The 16,068-nt window shown below is 68.5% G+C and carries 8 protein-coding genes; 4 read left to right on the top strand and 4 right to left on the bottom strand.

Translation table 11 applies throughout. The annotated features are described in order from the left end of the window. Window positions 1-278 precede the first annotated feature (278 nt). The gene (locus tag WMF36_RS44495; protein ID WP_437576927.1) at window positions 279-5,252 is read left to right on the top strand and encodes an AAA family ATPase; all 4,974 of its coding nucleotides are present in this window, start codon (window positions 279-281) and stop codon (window positions 5,250-5,252) included. 26 nt (window positions 5,253-5,278) lie between these two features. Here WMF36_RS44495 and WMF36_RS44490 read toward each other — a convergent pair whose 3' ends face one another. From WMF36_RS44490 to WMF36_RS44480, 3 genes are all read right to left on the bottom strand, one after another. Continuing rightward, window positions 5,279-6,361 carry a terpene synthase family protein gene (locus WMF36_RS44490; RefSeq protein WP_437576926.1) on the bottom strand — a complete coding sequence of 361 codons (1,083 nt, stop codon included), beginning with the start codon at window positions 6,359-6,361 and terminating at the stop codon, window positions 5,279-5,281. 57 nt (window positions 6,362-6,418) lie between these two features. Continuing rightward, window positions 6,419-7,630, bottom strand: coding sequence for a cytochrome P450 (locus WMF36_RS44485; protein WP_437576925.1), 1,212 nt, complete (start codon window positions 7,628-7,630; stop codon window positions 6,419-6,421). A 1,302-nt stretch (window positions 7,631-8,932) separates the two neighbouring features. After that, window positions 8,933-10,126, bottom strand: coding sequence for a serine hydrolase domain-containing protein (locus WMF36_RS44480; protein ID WP_437576924.1), 1,194 nt, complete (start codon window positions 10,124-10,126; stop codon window positions 8,933-8,935). Window positions 10,127-10,308: 182 nt separating this feature from the next. Between WMF36_RS44480 and WMF36_RS44475 the strand changes: the two genes are divergently transcribed. The 3 genes from WMF36_RS44475 (at window position 10,309) to WMF36_RS44465 (ending at window position 13,565) form a co-directional block, all read left to right on the top strand. Continuing rightward, window positions 10,309-10,977 (top strand): TetR/AcrR family transcriptional regulator, encoded by a 669-nt coding sequence (locus tag WMF36_RS44475; protein WP_437576923.1) that lies wholly within the window; start codon window positions 10,309-10,311, stop codon window positions 10,975-10,977. Between the two features lie 22 nt (window positions 10,978-10,999). Continuing rightward, a complete protein-coding gene (locus WMF36_RS44470) occupies window positions 11,000-11,764 on the top strand; it encodes an SDR family NAD(P)-dependent oxidoreductase (protein WP_437576922.1) in 765 nt (254 codons plus the stop codon). 277 nt (window positions 11,765-12,041) lie between these two features. Further along, window positions 12,042-13,565 (top strand): ATP-binding cassette domain-containing protein, encoded by a 1,524-nt coding sequence (locus tag WMF36_RS44465; RefSeq protein WP_437576921.1) that lies wholly within the window; start codon window positions 12,042-12,044, stop codon window positions 13,563-13,565. A gap of 64 nt (window positions 13,566-13,629) precedes the next feature. Here the strand turns inward: WMF36_RS44465 and WMF36_RS44460 are convergent, their stop codons facing one another. Further along, window positions 13,630-15,891 carry a S46 family peptidase gene (locus WMF36_RS44460; protein ID WP_437576920.1) on the bottom strand — a complete coding sequence of 754 codons (2,262 nt, stop codon included), beginning with the start codon at window positions 15,889-15,891 and terminating at the stop codon, window positions 13,630-13,632. Between the last annotated feature and the right edge of the window lie 177 nt (window positions 15,892-16,068).

The raw sequence follows: 16,068 nt of genomic DNA, 5'->3' as shown, positions 1-16,068 counted from the left end.
GACGCGCGGCGTCTCGACAGCGGAGCCACGTGAAAGCGCAGGATCCGTGCGGTGGAGAACCGGCGGTTCGACCTTGACACAACGCGCTCGTTTGGATTGCTTACGGTGATGCGCTCCGCCGAGCAGGGTCGCTCCTCCGGCGGTTCGCGCGTGCTTCCGACGACGCAGCCGATCTCAGCGCCCCCGAGGCGCTGCCGTGTCCCCGAGGCCTGCCTCTCGATACCGACCGAACCGCCGCGCCGAATCGATCGCCTTAATCATTCCAGGGGGTAGCTGTCATGGTGGAACTACTGAATCACGAGCTGCTTGACACGCTGCACGATGGAGCGCGCAGCAGCGTCTACCTCGGCCGGAAGAAGAGCACGGGCAAGATGTGCGTCATCAAGGTCGCCCGCAAGGGGGTCAATGGCACCCGCAACGTCGCGATCCTGAAGCGCCAGTACGAGATCACGCGGAACCTCGATCTGGAGGGGGTCATCAAGGTCTACGACCTCGAGGTCCGCCTCGATTACGCCGCGCTCATCATGGAGTACTTCGCGGGTCGCTCGCTGCGCGCGATCATCGACGAGAGCGGCAAGGGTCAGGGCGTCGGGCTCGTGCGGTCGGTCAGGATAGCGCTCCAGCTCGCGGACACGCTCGGGGCCATCCACGAGCGGAACATCATTCACAAGGACATCAAGCCCAGCAACATCATCGTCGACAGCGACGTGACCAGGGCGAAGCTCACGGACTTCTCCATCGCCTCGCTCCTGCCGGGGGAGCGCGCGGCGGCGGTCGACCCGTGGACGGCCGGCGAGGGCACGCTGCAATACATCTCGCCCGAGCAGACGGGCCGGATGAACCGCTCGATCGACTTTCGCTCGGACTATTATTCGCTCGGCGTCACGCTCTACGAGCTCACGACGCGGCGCCTCCCCTTCGAGACGACGGATCCGCTGGAGCTCGTGCACCATCACATCGCGAAGACGCCCGTCGCGCCGCACCTGATCCGGCCGGAGATCCCGGAGGCGCTCTCCGGGGTCATCATGAAGCTGCTCTCGAAGACCGCGGAGGAGCGGTATCAGAGCATCTTCGGCCTCAAGGCGGATCTCAGGGTCTGCCTCGACATGCTCGAGCACGGCGCGCCCGCGCTGGACTTCGTGCCCGGGAGGAAGGACAGGCCCACGAGGCTCCAGATATCGCAGCGGCTCTACGGCCGGCAGGAGGAGGTCGACACGCTCCTCTCGGCGTTCAGGAGCATCAGCAGCAGAGGGCCGGGCGCGGCCCAGGGCGGCCAGTCGGAGCTCGTCCTCGTGGCCGGCTACTCCGGCGTGGGCAAGTCGGCGGTCGTGAGCGAGATCCACAAGCCGATCGCGAAGCAGGGGGGCTACTTCGCCGCCGGCAAGTTCGACCAGTTCACGCGCAATGTCCCGTATTCGGCCGTGATCGCCGCGCTGCGGGAGATCGTCCGGCAGATCCTCACGGAGAGCAAGGAGGAGCTCGCCGACTGGAGGGCGAGGATCCTCGCGGCGGTCGCCCCGAACGGCCGGGTCATCGCCGAGGTGATCCCGGAGATCGAGCTCATCGTCGGCGAGCAGCCGCCCGTCCCGGCCCTGGGCTCGATGGAGACGCGGAACCGGTTCAACCTGACGTTCCGGAACTTCATCGGCGAGATCGCGCTGAAGACGCGGGCTCTCGTGCTGTTCCTCGACGATCTCCAGTGGGCCGACACGGGTTCATTGAACCTCATCAGCGTCCTCCTGGAGGACGCCGACATTCGCCATCTGCTGCTGCTCGGGTCGTACCGGGACAACGAGGTGGACGACGCGCACCCGCTCATGATGATGCTGAGCGCGCTCCGGGGGAGCGAGGCGCGCGTGCGCACGATCACGATGAGGCCGCTCGCGCCCGAGCACGTGAACCAGCTCGTGTCCGACACGCTCGGCGCGCCTGCGGAGGAGTGTCGGCCGCTCTCGGACATCATCTTCGCGAAGACGGCCGGCAATCCGTTCTTCACGATCCAGTACCTCGAGAGCGTCTCCCGCGGCGGTCACCTGCGCTTCAGCTCGGAGACGGGCGCCTGGCAGTGGAGCATCGCCGACATCGAGCGGATGGACGTCGCGGACAACGTCGTCGATCTGATGGTCCGGCGGATCCGGGGCCTGGGCGAGTCGACGCAGCGGGTCCTGAAGCTCGCCGCGTGCATCGGCAACCAGTTCGATCTGAAGATCCTCGCCCTCATCCACCGGGAGGACCGGCACACCACCGACGAGGACATCTGGCACGCGCTCGACGCGGGGCTCGTCGTGCCCATCGACGACGACTACAAGCTCGCGCGCTTCCTCGACGACGAGGACGGGGGCTCGGTCAGGCTCAAGTTCCTGCACGACCGCGTGCAGCAGGCGGCCTACAAGCTGCTCACGGAGCTGGAGCAGGAGACGATCCACCTCGAGCTCGGGCGGCTCCTGATCAGCGAGACGCCGATCGAGTCGATCGAGGAGCGGATCTACGACATCGTGATGCACCTCAACATGGGGGCGTCGCTGATCGTGAACAGGCAAGAGCGCTGCGAGGCGGCGATGCTCAACCTGAAGGCCGGTCAGAAGGCGAGGCGCTCCACGGCCTACGGCCCGGCGGCCCAGTGCCTCCGCGCAGCGGCCGCCTTCTTGCCGGAGGACGCGTGGGAGACGAACCACGATCTGTCGCTCGCGGTGTACACGGACCTCGTCGACCTCGAGTACCTGACGATCAACTTCGAGCGCGCGGAAGCGTGCGCGCAGATCGTCGAAGAGCGAGCCAGGGACGTGCTCGAGAAGATCCGGATCTACGAGACGCGTGTTCAATTTTACATATCGCAGAATCGCATGCACGAGGCCATCGAGATGGGCTTGCGCGTGCTCACCATGCTGGAGGTTCCGCTGTCCGAGGCGCCGCCGGCCAACATCGACATCGCTCGATTGGCGCAGCTCCCGCCGATGAAGGACAGGCGGATGCAGGCGGCGATGCGCATCCTCGCGTCCATCAACCCGGCCGCCTACCTCGCCAGACCCGCCCTCGTTCCAACACTCGCGTTCACGATGGTCGACATCTGCGTGCGGCACGGCAACTCGCCGCTCGGCGCGTTCGCTTACACGATCTACGGGCTCATTCAGTGCGGCTTCATGAACAACATCGACCTCGGGTTCGAGCTCGGCCGCCTCGGGATCGATCTCATCCGCCGCTTCGGTGCGGTCGAGTTCGAGTCCAAGGTCTACGCGCTGAACTACATGGTGCTTCACCACTGGAAGCGTCACGCGAGGGAGACCATCGAGCCGCTTCGGCACGGCATTCAAGTGGGCCTGGACACGGGAGATATCGAGTACGCTGGATACAACTCGATACACCACGCGACCTACCCGCTGTTCATCGGCGAGGAGCTGGCGTCCGTCGAGCAGCGCATGAAGCAGTCCATCGATCTATCGCTCAAGCTGAACCAGCAATATCAGCTCTATTACGTGAAGATCTGGCGGCAACTCGTGCTCAGCCTGCGCGAGCCTTCCGCCAGCAAGCGGCTGCTCACCGGAGAGAGCTTCGACGAGACGACGATGATGCCCTGTCTGGGACACAACAGGCCGTCGATGTTCTCTCTGCATGTCGCGAAGGGCATGCTGCTCTACTTCTTCAACTATCCGAAGAACGCCGCCAGCTGCCTTCAGGCCGGCGAAGAGTACCAGGACGGAGCGGCGGGCTTCATCACCCTCGTTGAGCACAATTTCTACCACTCGCTCTCGACCCTCGCCGCTTACGATGAAGTCCCCATGGAGGAGCGGAGCGCCGCGCTCGCCGGGGTCGGAGCCAACCAGCTGAGGCTCGATGCGTGGGCGCGCTCTGCCCCGCAGAACCATCAGCACAAGTACGATCTCGTACAGGCAGAGCTGGCGCGCGTGAAGCAATCGGTGATCGAGGCGATGGACCTCTACGATTGCGCGATACAAGGAGCCCGGAAGCACGGTTACATGCACGAAGAGGCGCTGGCGTGCGAGCTCGCGTCGTCCTTCTACCGCAGGATAGGCCGGCAGGAGATCGCGCATCACTACCTGACCATGGCCTATCGCGGCTATGCGCTGTGGGGCGCTGACGCGAAATGCCAGAGCCTCGTCGCCACGTTCCCTCAGCTGCTCCTCGAGGGAACGACCGACCAGCCCACGTCCGTGACAGTGACGTCCAGCCACGACGGAGCTCTCCTCGATCTGCTCAGCGTCGTCAGGGCATCGCAGACCCTGGCGAGCGAGATCGTTCTGGAACGGTTGCTCGAGAACCTCATGACGCTCGTGCTGGAGAACGTCGGCGCGCAATCCGGCGTGCTGGCCCTCGCTCGCGGAGAATCGCTGTTCATGGAGGCAGAGGGCACCGTGGAGCCGAAGCAGGTCAGCGTGCTGCAAGGCGTCCCCATGGAGTCGTTCATGCGAGCTCCGCAGGCTGTCGTCAGCTACGTGCAGCGCACGCTGAAGAGCGTGCTCCTGGACAACGCGGCGGACGATGCCAGGTTTTCAGCAGATCCGTACATCCGGGCGAGACAGGTTAAATCGTTGATGTGCCTGCCGATCCTGCGCCAGGGGCGGCTGGTCGGTGTGCTCTACCTCGAGAACAACCTGTCCACGGGGACGTTCACGAAGGCTCGTTTCGAGCTCCTGAGCCTCCTCTCGACGCAGGTCGCGATCTCCATCGAGAACGCGAATCTCTACGGGGGACTGGAGCAGGAGGTCGCGGCGCGCACCGACGAGCTCCGGGTGTCCAACGAGCAGCTCCGCACGGTGAACGAAAGGCTGCAGCTGGAGCTCGCCGAGCGCGCCCGCCTGCAGGAGGAGCGCGTCCAGATGCAGGAAGAGATCATCCAGGCCCAGCGGGAGCGGCTCTTCGAGCTGTCGACGCCGTGCATCCCGATCACCGACGAGATCATGGTGATGCCCATCATCGGAACCATCGATGACAGGCGGGCCGCACAGATGATCGAGGCCGCGATGGAGGGCGTCGCCGCGACCTCGGCGAAGGTGGTGATCATCGATATCACGGGGGTAAAGAGCCTGGACACGAGCGTGGCGAGCCGGCTGATGAGCCTGGCCAAGGCGCTCGGGCTGCTCGGGAGCAAGGCCATCTTGACCGGCCTCCGTCCCGCCGTGGCGCAGAGCCTGGTCGCGCTCGGCGTGGATCTCGGCACGATAGAGACGCGGGCCAACCTGAAGGCGGGCATCGCTTACGCGATGAGGCGGACCGCGTCGAGGCTGTATGCGTGAGCAGCGCTGGCCGGTGGACGAGGCCCTTACGCCGGCATCGACTCGGTGAGCCCAGCGTGGAGGCACGAGGCGTCCGGCGCGGGCTCGGCGCCCCCCCTGCGCACCTCGGCTCGGGTGGCCCCGCTCCGTAGCTCGACCGGGGAGGCCCCTGTGCGATCCTCCGGCGCGAAGGCCCTCGACTCGGCATACCGGGCGGCGCCGAGGGCCCAGCACTGATTGCCCGAGATCATGGCATCGATGCCCGCCAGATATTGGCGGATCTCGTTGCTCGCCGATGACGAGAGCAGCTTCTGCTTGATGAGTTGATATTCCTCGATCCGGTCGTCGTGCATGCACCAGAGCCGCGAGATGGACTCCTCCAGGGTCAATCCCGTGGTATCCCGGAGAACGATGATCAGATTGTGGACATCGCCGGACCTCAGCTCCTTCTCGAGGGAGAAGTAGTCGTTCGTCCAGCAGAGGATGTCGTTGCAGATCTCGCGCACGCTCTGCAGCAAGGGGTGCTGGACGATCTCCAGCGGCAGCGGCCTGTCGAGCAGCAGCTCCAGCAGATCGCAATAGGCGTAGACCGCCCCGCTGAAGCGCCGCATCATCAGGTACTCATCCACCGTGGGCACCCTCTGGTGCATGCGATTCTTCACCTCCCACAGGTGAGCCTCGTAATAATGCTGACAGTGCATGAGCCAGCGATTGAGGACGAAGTGCGGATAGTCCCTCCTGATCCGGTCGCGGACGTCGAGCAGCCCGCGCATCAGCTGATCGCCCGTGTCGGCCTCGACGTGGCCGAAGAGCTCGCCCAGGTACTTGTCATTGAGCCTCTCGGCGAGCTGCGTGTCCTTGCTGAGCTGCCCGTCATCGAAGGCGTCGTCCAGCAGAAACAGCGCCGCGGTGAAATCCGATGCCAGCTGCAGAGTCCGCGGGTCCGCCGAGGGGAACAGCCACGCCGCGAGCGCGGCGACGCTGGCCCCTTTGATCCGCGAGATCGCACGGTCGTCCGGGGCCAGCTGGAGCTCGTGGATCCATTGTAGGGTACGGCGCTCGACGACCTCCACGTCGGGATGACAAGACGCGGAGAATGGATAATAGAAGCAGGTCTTCTTCTTCTTCATGTTCACGAAACTACGGCTCCATCGAGAAATGACTGCACGAGAAGTGCGGTTCGTCGCTCACGCGCACTGTGCCCATGGAAGGGAGACCGCCTCGACCGGAAGCTCGATCGGGCAGCGGGTGTTGAGGGACATGTTCCACTCGAGGCGCTCGGTCCGGAGCTCGAAGCGACGGACCTTCCGCAGGAGCTCCTCGAGCACCACCCGGGCTTGCGTCCGGGCCAGGAGGGCCCCGACGCAGAAATGGGCACCATGACCGAAGGCCAGGTTGGCTTGCACGCGGCGTTCGGGGTCGAAGCGGTCCGGCTCCTCGAACCGCGCCTCGTCACGCAGGCCCGAGCCCACGAGCAGCAGCACCGGGGCGTGGGCGGGCAGGCGCACGCCGCTCAGCTCGGTCTCTGCGAGTGTCAGTCGTATCGTGGCGTGCAGTGGTGGCTCGGTGCGTAAGACCTCCTCGATGAAGGGCGCGATGAGCGCCGGCTCCTCTCTTAATCGATCCATCCACTCGGGGCGTCGGGCGAGCGTCGACACCATCTGGGTCGTGAGCGTCACGGTGGTCTCCAGGCCGGCGACCAGGAACAGGAAGACGAAGCCGATCAGGTCGTCATCCGTGAGCTCGTTGTTATCCAGCCGGGCTCGCAGCAGATCGCTCAGCCAGTCGTCTTCCAGGTGGGCGCGGCGCTTGGCCAGCAGGGCCTGCGCGTACTGCTCCATCTCGTCTAGCGAGCTGCGCACCTCGTCGAGCCGCGCCTGGTCCTCGGGCGAGACGCCGCTGACGCTGACAATGTCCGTCGCCCAGCGCTTGAAGTGCTGCTTGAGGGAGGGGTCGAGACCGAGCAGGTTGGCGAGGACGCTGACCTGCGCGCGAAGGGCAAAATCAGAGATGAACTCGACCGAGCGGCGCTCCACCAGCTCGTCGGCGAGCTTCGCGGCTGTGGAGCGCATCTGCGGCTCCAGCGAGGTCACCGTGGCGGCGGTGAAGGCGCGGTTGATGAGGCTGCGCAGCTGGCTGTGTCGCGGCGGGTCCGCCAGGAGCAAGGACCGGGACAGGGGGTTATGTCGCCGCAGATACGGCGGCTCGGAGGCGATGCGCAGCCCCGCCGACGAGAACACCTGCGTGTCCTTCAGCGCCGCCACGATGTCGTCGTACCGGGTGACCACCCACATCCCGTTCGGGTCCACCTGGCACACGGGCGACTCGCGCCGCAGCGTCGCATAGAAGGGGTACGGGTTCTCCCGCACGTCGGGGGCAAACAAGTTCAATCGAGTCATTGCGCTCTTCCTGTGAGATGGGGTGGACACGGCCGCAGCGCCACGACGACACACGTCGATCGACGCGCAGTGCCGCGCTGCCTCAGATGCCCTGATGGGCGACGCTATGGCGTTGGGTCAGCTCTCCTTGGAGAGCAGCTTGCCTGGCGCTGGAGAGAGCACGAATCGGACGCCGCAGGCCGCGTGTCCGCAATGCTCCGGCGCGTGGCCACCTGGGCGCATCTCTCGCCAGCAAGGCGCTGCGCAGCCGCGCGCAGCCCGAGCCAATGGCTCGGTTCCCGCACGAAACGGCTGCGTTCCTCGGTCGTCGCCGCGCTCGCGATGATGCGAGCGCACGACTCACGATCGCCTGGACTGCTGCGAGGGCATCTCCCGGTGCATCATGAGACCAGAGCAAACGAGAGAGCCGCTAGGCTCTCTTCATCGCTGCCGGCGTCCGATGGTTCATCCGTGCTCCTCCATCTGATGACAGGATGGTATACCATGCGGACGAATGCGCAACTGTATTCTTTGTGCGGAAACTACCCACGACGTCCTTCGCGTGTTCGGAACGTCGAGGATACCGACTCTGCAGACGCGATGGCCGAGCCGCGTCATACAACTCGTGTGAACAAAAATACATTCTTGCGCGGCCGGCGCGCGCTCCGCCAGCGGGCGTCGAAGAGACCTACTGCACCTGGACGACACTGCAGTGGCCATTCAGTAGAAAGGCGGCGCGATGGGCGTACGGTGACCGCTGGAGGATCCGCATGAGATCTCGGGAGCGACTGTGCAGCAATGAAAGCTGGAGTCGCCGCGGGTTTCATCTCTGAATGCATGACGCCCGACGCGGACACGACGCCGCGGCGCGCCGGACGGAGCGAGCCTCAACAACGAGAGAGCCCGAAGCATGCGTCGGATCGAACGCTCAGGGCTTTTCCCAGAGATGCTGACGGCGAAGTAGTTCACTGGCGATGTGACGTGCATTGCAGCGAGGCCGCACTGCGCGACGATGAGACCGCTCGCTATGCAAGATGAACGCCTCGCTCGCGCCGGGCGCGATCATCGTTCCTGGACGGGGTCGCCGCGGCGGCCATGACGGGGGTCGCTCGACCCTCTGCGCCGCGGGCCGCGTCACGCGCCTGCGTCGATGACGCGGCGGCCCGCCGCGACGTCGTGCGACGCCACCGAGGCCGCAGCCCTCGGTAGCGGTCGGATTTCAACAGGACGGCGGGACGGAGGGAGGAGGGCGGGAACAGGAGAGCATGGATCTCCCCGACTCCATGTGCACGCTCACGAGGAGGGCGCGACCCAGACCGGCCCTCAGGCGGTGGTCTTCAGGCACGCGTAGAGCGCCGTCGCGAGCGCCTCGGCCCGCGCGTCGGTCGTGAGCGCGAGGATCATGCGGTTCGGGAGGAACCCGAACCCTACCCGGGAGACGGGATCCGCGAAGCCGATCGCGCCGCCGAACCCGGGGTGGCCGAAGGCCTCGTCGTGCGGGCCCATGGCCAGGCTCGCCGAAGGCCGCATGTAGCCGAGGCCGATCCGGACCGGGTTCCCCCAGATGCAGTCGTTCCCGTCGTACTGCACCTCGGTGTGGCGAGCCGTGGAGTCGGCCGAGACGAGCCGGGTGCCCGCGAGCTCGCCCCCCGAGGCGAGCAGGGCGTACAGCCGGGCGACGCCGCGGGCGGTCCCCACTCCATTGCGGGACGCGAGCTCCGCTCGCCAGAACGTCGGCTGGTTCATCCCCTCCCGGGTCAGGTCCCCGTAGCGCCGGCCGGGGCTCAGGAACATCGCCTTGCCGGGCGCCGAGTCGGCGCTCATGAATTTGTAGAACTGGTCGGTGTCCGTGATCGGATCGGGGATCAGCCACGCGACCCGCTGGTGCTCGGCCTCGGGCAGCCCGATCCAGTACTCGGCCCCGAGCGGACCCGCGATCTCGTCGCGCAGGTAGGTCCCCAGGCTCTTGCCGGTGATGCGACGGACGATCTCGCCGACGATCCAGCCGTAGGTGGTCGAGTGGTAACCGCATTGCGTCCCCGGCTCCCAGACCGGCGGCGCCGCCTCGATGAGCCGCGCGATGACCTCGACGTCGAGCAGCGTCTCGGGGCGATCCAGGCGCACGCGCAGCTCGGGGTCGGGGAACCACGGCAGCCCCGCCTTGTGGCTGAGGACCATGCGCACCGTGATGGCGTCCTTGCCCTGGGCCGCGAACTCCGGCCAGTACGCGGCGACCGGCGCGTCGACGTCGAGCTTCCCCTGGTCCGCGAGCCGCTGCGCCACAAGCGCGGTGACGCCCGTGGCCACCGAGGCCCCGCACGCGATCGTGTCCTCGGTCCACGGGACGCCGGGGCGGGCCTCGCCACCCCAGAGGTGGGCGACCTCGACGCCGTCGACGTAAGCGCAGAACGACGCGCCGGCCTCGTCCTGTCGCGTGAGGTTCTCGACGAACGCGTCGCGTACGCGCTCGAAGCCAGGGGCCACGCTTCCTTGGATCATCGGCTGGGTGCTGGTCACGGATCGGTCCTTGGTAAGGAGGGGGTGCGCGGGGCGGGATCCGCCCTCACACCGCCATCATCGCCCATCTGGCGGCGCAAGGGATGACGAGCGTCGCTTTCGTGCGCACGCCGCGGCTCCCACCCGCCGCCGGCGGCATGCCTTGACCATGCGACCGATCGGTCATATGACTGATCGGTCGCATGCCGAAGAGCACGTTCTTTGGGCTTCCGGAGGAGCGGCGGGACCGCCTCGTGCGCGAGGCGATCGCCGAGTTCGCCGATCGGACCTACGCCGAGGCGTCGCTGTCGCAGATCGCGCGCCGCGCCCGCATCCCGAAGGGCAGCTTCTATCAGTACTTCGAGGACAAGCTCGATCTGTACCGCTGGCTGCTCACCGAGGAGGCGCCGCGGCGCAAGCGCGAGTTCGTGGGCGCCGCGTGCCTCGAGGGCGACTTCTGGGCTCGCCTCGAGGCCCTGATCGAGCGAGGCATGGCGTTCCTCGTCGAGCACCCGCGCCTCGCCCGCCTGTCCGCCGCGGCCGCCGACCCGACGGCGGACGTCGAGGTCCGCGGCCTGCACCGGGCGATCTGCGAGGCCGGCGTCGCCGAGCTCCGGGCCTTGCTCGAGCAGGGCCTCGCGAGCGGCGCCCTGCGCGCGACCGACACGAGCCTGGAGGTGGCGACCCGCCTTGTCGCCGCCGTCATCGGCCCGGGGCTGACCGATGTCGTGCTCCAGGAGCTCGGGGCCGAGCTCCACGAGGTGCTGGCCTCGGACTCGCTGCGCAAGCAGCTCGGCCCGAAGCGCCGTCGCCGCCTCGCGCAGCAGGCGGTCCGGCTCATCCGGGGCGGCCTCGGCGCGGATGTCGCGTAGTTTCACAAGGAAGGGAGCTGTCATGATCACGTACGACTTCTCCGGGCGCGTCGCCCTCGTCACCGGGGGCACCTCCGGCATCGGCCTCGCGACGGCGCGCGCGTTCGCGCGCGGGGGGGCGCGGGTCGCGGTGGCCGCGCGGGGCGACGACGCCGGGCGGCGGGCCTGCGCGGCGCTTTCGCGGGAGGGCGCGCCGGCGCTGTTCGTCCAGACCGACGTGCGCGACGAGGCCTCGGTGCGGCGCGCCGTGGAGCAGACGGTGCAACGCTTCGGCCGGCTCGACGTCGCGGCGAACTGCGCGGGCGTGGGCGGCGACATGGCTCGCCTGGAGGACACCGATCAGGCGGTGTGGGACGGCGTCATGGCGACCAACGCCCGCGGGGTCTGGCTGGCCATGCGGCACGAGATCCCGGCGATGCTCGAGTCGGGCGGGGGCGCCATCGTCAACATGAGCTCGATCTACGGCGTCGCCGGGAAGGCGGCGCACCACGCATACGTCGCGTCCAAGCACGCGGTCGTCGGGATGACGCGGTCGGTGGCGCTGGAGGTCGCGTCCCGGGGCATCCGCGTGAACGCCCTCTGCGCCGGCGTCACCCGCACGCCCGCCATGGAACAGGCGGAGGCGCTCGCGCCCGAGCTGGTCCGGGGGCTCGTGGGGCAGCACCCGATGGCGCGCATGGCGACCGAGGACGAGATCGCCGGCGCCGCGCTGTGGCTCTGCTCGGAGGGCGCGGGCTACGTGACCGGCGCCGCGCTCCCGGTCGACGGCGGCTTCCTGGCCGCGTGAGGCACGGAGGTCCTCCGAGGCCCTGACTCACCCAACCTCACGACGGAGCTCTCCGGGCAAATGCCCCCACCCCCCCCACGGAGCCTCGGTTGCGCGGGAGGTCACGGGCTGTTACACATTGCCGCTGACGCAAGAGGAGAGTGCTCCGGTGAAGATCAGCTCCTGAATCGGTCTCCGTCGCAGGTCGCGAGCGCGCCAGGTCGGATGAGCCTGCCCGCGCAACGCAGCCTGCCCGTCCCGTGACCGGGCCGCGTGGCCCTCGGATTCAGGAGCTTGTATGTCGTCGTTGCGCGCGCATCGTCTCTCTTTTTGTTATTCCGACGCCTCCCCGGTCCTCGCGGGCGTCGATCTGTGCCTGACGCCCGGCTGGTACGGGATCGTCGGGCCGAACGGCGCCGGCAAGACGACGCTCCTCCGGCTCTTCGCCGGCGATCTCGCGCCCGACGCGGGGAGCCTGCGCCTCGAGCCGCGGGGCGCGGCGATCGCGGTCTGCCCGCAGGCCGTGGAGCACGCGGACGCGGCGATCGGCGCGCTGGCCGAGGCCGAGGACGGCCTCGCGCGCCGGCTGCGCGGCGAGCTCCACCTCGATCCGGCGGAGCTCGGGCGCTGGGCCACGCTGTCGCCCGGCGAGCGCAAGCGGTGGCAGATCGGCGCGGCGCTCGCCGCCGAGCCGGACCTGCTCCTGCTCGACGAGCCGACGAACCACATCGACGCGGACGCGCGGGCGCTGCTCGCCGGCGCGCTCGGCGGATTCCAGGGGATCGGCGCGTGCGTCTCGCACGATCGCGAGCTCCTCGACGCGCTGACCGTCGGCACGATCCGGGTCGAGCAGGCGGCGGCGCGGCTTTATCCCGGCGGGTACAGCGCCGCCAAGGAGCTCTGGGAGGCCGAGGCGCGCGGCCGCGAGGAGGCGCACCAGCGGCTGCGCGCCGAGGAGCGGCACCTCCGCCGCCGGCTCGGCGAGGAGCGGCGCGAGCAGGCCTCGGCGGACGCGGAGCGCAGCACGGGGAAGCGGATGAAGGGCCCGCACGACAGCGACGCCCGGGGCATGCTCGCGAATTACCGCGTGTCCACGGCCGAGGCGCGGCTGTCGCGCACCGTGGGCGTGACGCGGCGCAAGCTCGAGAAGGTGTCGGCCGAGGCGGGGACGTTCGAGTTCGAGAAGGCGGTGGGGCGCAGCGTGTTCGTCGGCTACGAGCGGTCGCCCGCGCCGTGGCTGTTCGTGCTCGACGCGCCCGAGGTCCGCGCGGGCGGCGGCGATGGCCCCGTGATGCTGCGGGACGTGCGGCTCGGCGTCGGCCGCGAGGACCGCATCCGGATCGCCGGCCCGAACGGCGGCGGCAAGACCACGCTGGTGAATGCGCTGCTCGCGAGCGCGCGGGTGCCGCGGGAGAAGGTGCTCTATGTGCCGCAGGAGCTCGGAGAGGCGGAGGAGCAGGCGCTCATCGCCGCGGCCCGGCGCCTGCCCCCGGAGGAGCGCGGGCGGGTGATGTCGCTCGTGGCGGCGCTCGGCGTGGAGCCGGGGCGGCTGCTCGCGTCGGCGCGGCCGTCGCCGGGCGAGGCGCGGAAGCTGATGATCGCGCTCGGCCTCGGGCAGCACGCGTGGGCGCTGGTGCTGGACGAGCCGACAAACCACCTCGATCTGCCGTCGATCGAGCGGCTGGAGCGCGCCCTGGCCGACTACCCGGGCGCGCTGCTCCTTGTCACCCACGACCGGGCGTTCGGGAGGAGCTGCACGTCGATCCTGTGGACCGTGGCCGAGGGCGACGTGCGGGTCACGTCCGACGACGCCGGCGCGTGATCCCGGCCCGGCGCTGCGCCCCGCGGCGGCGGCGCGGATCGCCGCGCCGCCGCCTGGGCTGCGCTCAGTCGATGGCCGGCGTGCCGCCCATCTCCTTGAGCACGGCGTCCGCGCCGGACACCGCGTCCATCACCCACTGCATGTAGCGGTGATCGACGTGGATGGTCCGGGTGATCGACGGCATGAAGAGCCAGTCGGACGCCATCGCCTCGTAGTTGCCGTCGAAGGCGAGGCCGACGAGCTCGCCGCGCGCGTTCAGCGTGGCGGAGCCGGAGTTGCCGTTCGTGATGTCGAGATCGCTCAGGAAACAGACAGGGACCTCGCCGAGGTCGTCGTCCACGTACGGGCCGAACCGCCGCTCGCGCGCGGCCTCGAGCAGGGCCTCCGGGGTGTCGAACGGCGGCTTGCCGGTGGTCTTCTTGACGACCTCGCTGAGGACGGTGAACGGGCGATAGACCGGCTTGTCGAGCTCCGGGCGGTAGCCCCGCACGGTGCCGTAGGTGATGCGGAGGGTGCCGTTCGCGTCGGGCGCCAGCATGCCGCCCCGGTACGCGCGGAGCGCCTCGACGAAGCGGGGCTTCACGAGCGTCATCGCCCCGGCGTAGGCCTTGTCCCGGGCCTCGATGGCCTTGTCGACGGGCGCGAGCGAGAGGGCGAGGCGGATCATCGGATCCTGGCTCGCGTTGAGCTCCTCGATCGTCGCCGTCTTGAGCAGCTTGACCCGGGTCGCCGCGTCCTCGAGCGCCGTCTTGGCGTAGAGGGCGTCGACCGCCGCGGCGAGGGCGGCCTCGGTCTGCGCCTGCCCGCCCACGAGGCTCCCGATGAGCGCCGGCCGGTCCTTCGGATCGAGCCGCAGCGCGCGCTTGAGGGCCAGCTTGAAGGTGCTCCGATCGAGGGTGCGGTCGTAGGACTTCTGCAGCGACACCTGCGCCTGCTCGAGCCGCTCCCAGTCGCGCTCCTGGTACCCGGCCTCGCGCTCGGCGTCGGCCTTGGGCCGCTCCTCCGCCATGCGCACGAGGGTGACGGCCGCGTCGAGGAGCCTCGCGGACGAGAGGATCTCGGACACGGCCGCGTCGTGCTCGCGCGTCTTGTTCTGCTCGGCGTGCACCGCGGCGATCTTCTCGATCGCGCCGCCGTAAGCCGCCTTGCGCTCCGGCTTGGCGTCGATCCAGGCCTTGAGCTCGTCCTCCACCCTGGCCTTCTCCTTGGCCAGGCCGCCCTCGACCAGCCCCTCGAGGAGACCGCGCGTCTTGAGCAGGTAATTGCTGTAGCCCTGGATGGACGAATGCGCCTTGATGCGCACCGCCGGGTCGTTCTTGCCGAGCTCCTCCAGGAGGGCGATCGACTCCTCGTAGAACGACACCCGCTTCGGGTACTGCCATGACACGGCGGACTCGACCTCTGCCGCGGTCCGGAGCCGGTTCGTCGTGCCGGGATAGCCGGCGACCATCACCAGGTCGCCCTGGTTGAGCGGCGCGGAGGCGAGCTTCAGGTGGTGCGCCGGGCGATACGGCACGTTGTCCTCCGCGTGGCCCGCGGGGCGGTTGTCCTTGCCGACATAGGCCCTGAAGAAGGCGAAATCTCCGGTGTGACGTGGCCAGCGCCAGTTGTCGATATCCCCGCCGAAGTTGCCGATGGCCTCGTGCGGGGCATAGACGATGCGGACGTCCTTGATCTCCAGCTGCTCGATCAGGGAAACCTGGCCGCCGCCGAAATACTCGGCGATGGAGCAACGGAGCTCCGGGCGCCCCTGCTCGCACGCGGCCACGAGCTGCTTCTTGCGCCGCTCGGTCTCCTCGTAGCGCTCGAGATCGCCCTGGATCGCCTCGATTCCGCGCCGCACCTCGCCGGTGACGTCGCGGAAGCCGCGGGTGACGAAGACGCGCGCGGTGGGGCCGGCCCACCGCTCCTCGGCGCGGGATCTCGCCAGGTACCCGTTCGTCAGGAGGTCCTGCTCCGGGGTGGAGTTGTACTGGAGCGCCCTGGTGGCGCAGTGGTGGTTCGTCGCGATGAGCCCGTCGGGCGAGACGAACGACGCCGAGCAGCCTCCCAGGCTCACCACCGCGCCGAGCGGGGCCGCCGTGGGATCGGTGAGCGACGCCGGATCGATCTCGAGCCCGAGCGCCTCGAGCTTTTCTTTGTGCTGCGCCATCTGCTCGGGCATCCACATCCCGCCGGGGTTCTCGAACGGCGTCCCCTGGCCGGGCCCCGAGGCCGGAGGCTTCGTGTCGCCCGCTTGCGGGCGCTCCGACCCGCAGCCCGGCGCGAGCGCGGAGAGGGCGAAGAGCGCGAGGAGCGCGTTACCACGCAGAGAGGAATGAAACATGCGGTGTTGTTACCATCGCGGTTGGATAAAGCAACCACACCGCATCTCTCGAGCAGCCCCAGCACCGCGCCGCATGAGCGCTTTCCTGGTTTCATGTGAGAACGAACCACAGAGACACAGAGGACACAGAGTTTCTTTGTTCTCTCCTCTGTGTCCTCTGTGCCTCCGTGACTCAAA

It is taken from the genome of Sorangium sp. So ce887 (genome assembly GCF_051521455.1).
Taxonomy (GTDB): domain Bacteria; phylum Myxococcota_A; class Polyangia; order Polyangiales; family Polyangiaceae; genus Sorangium.
This window is presented reverse-complemented; position numbering and strand designations above follow the sequence as displayed.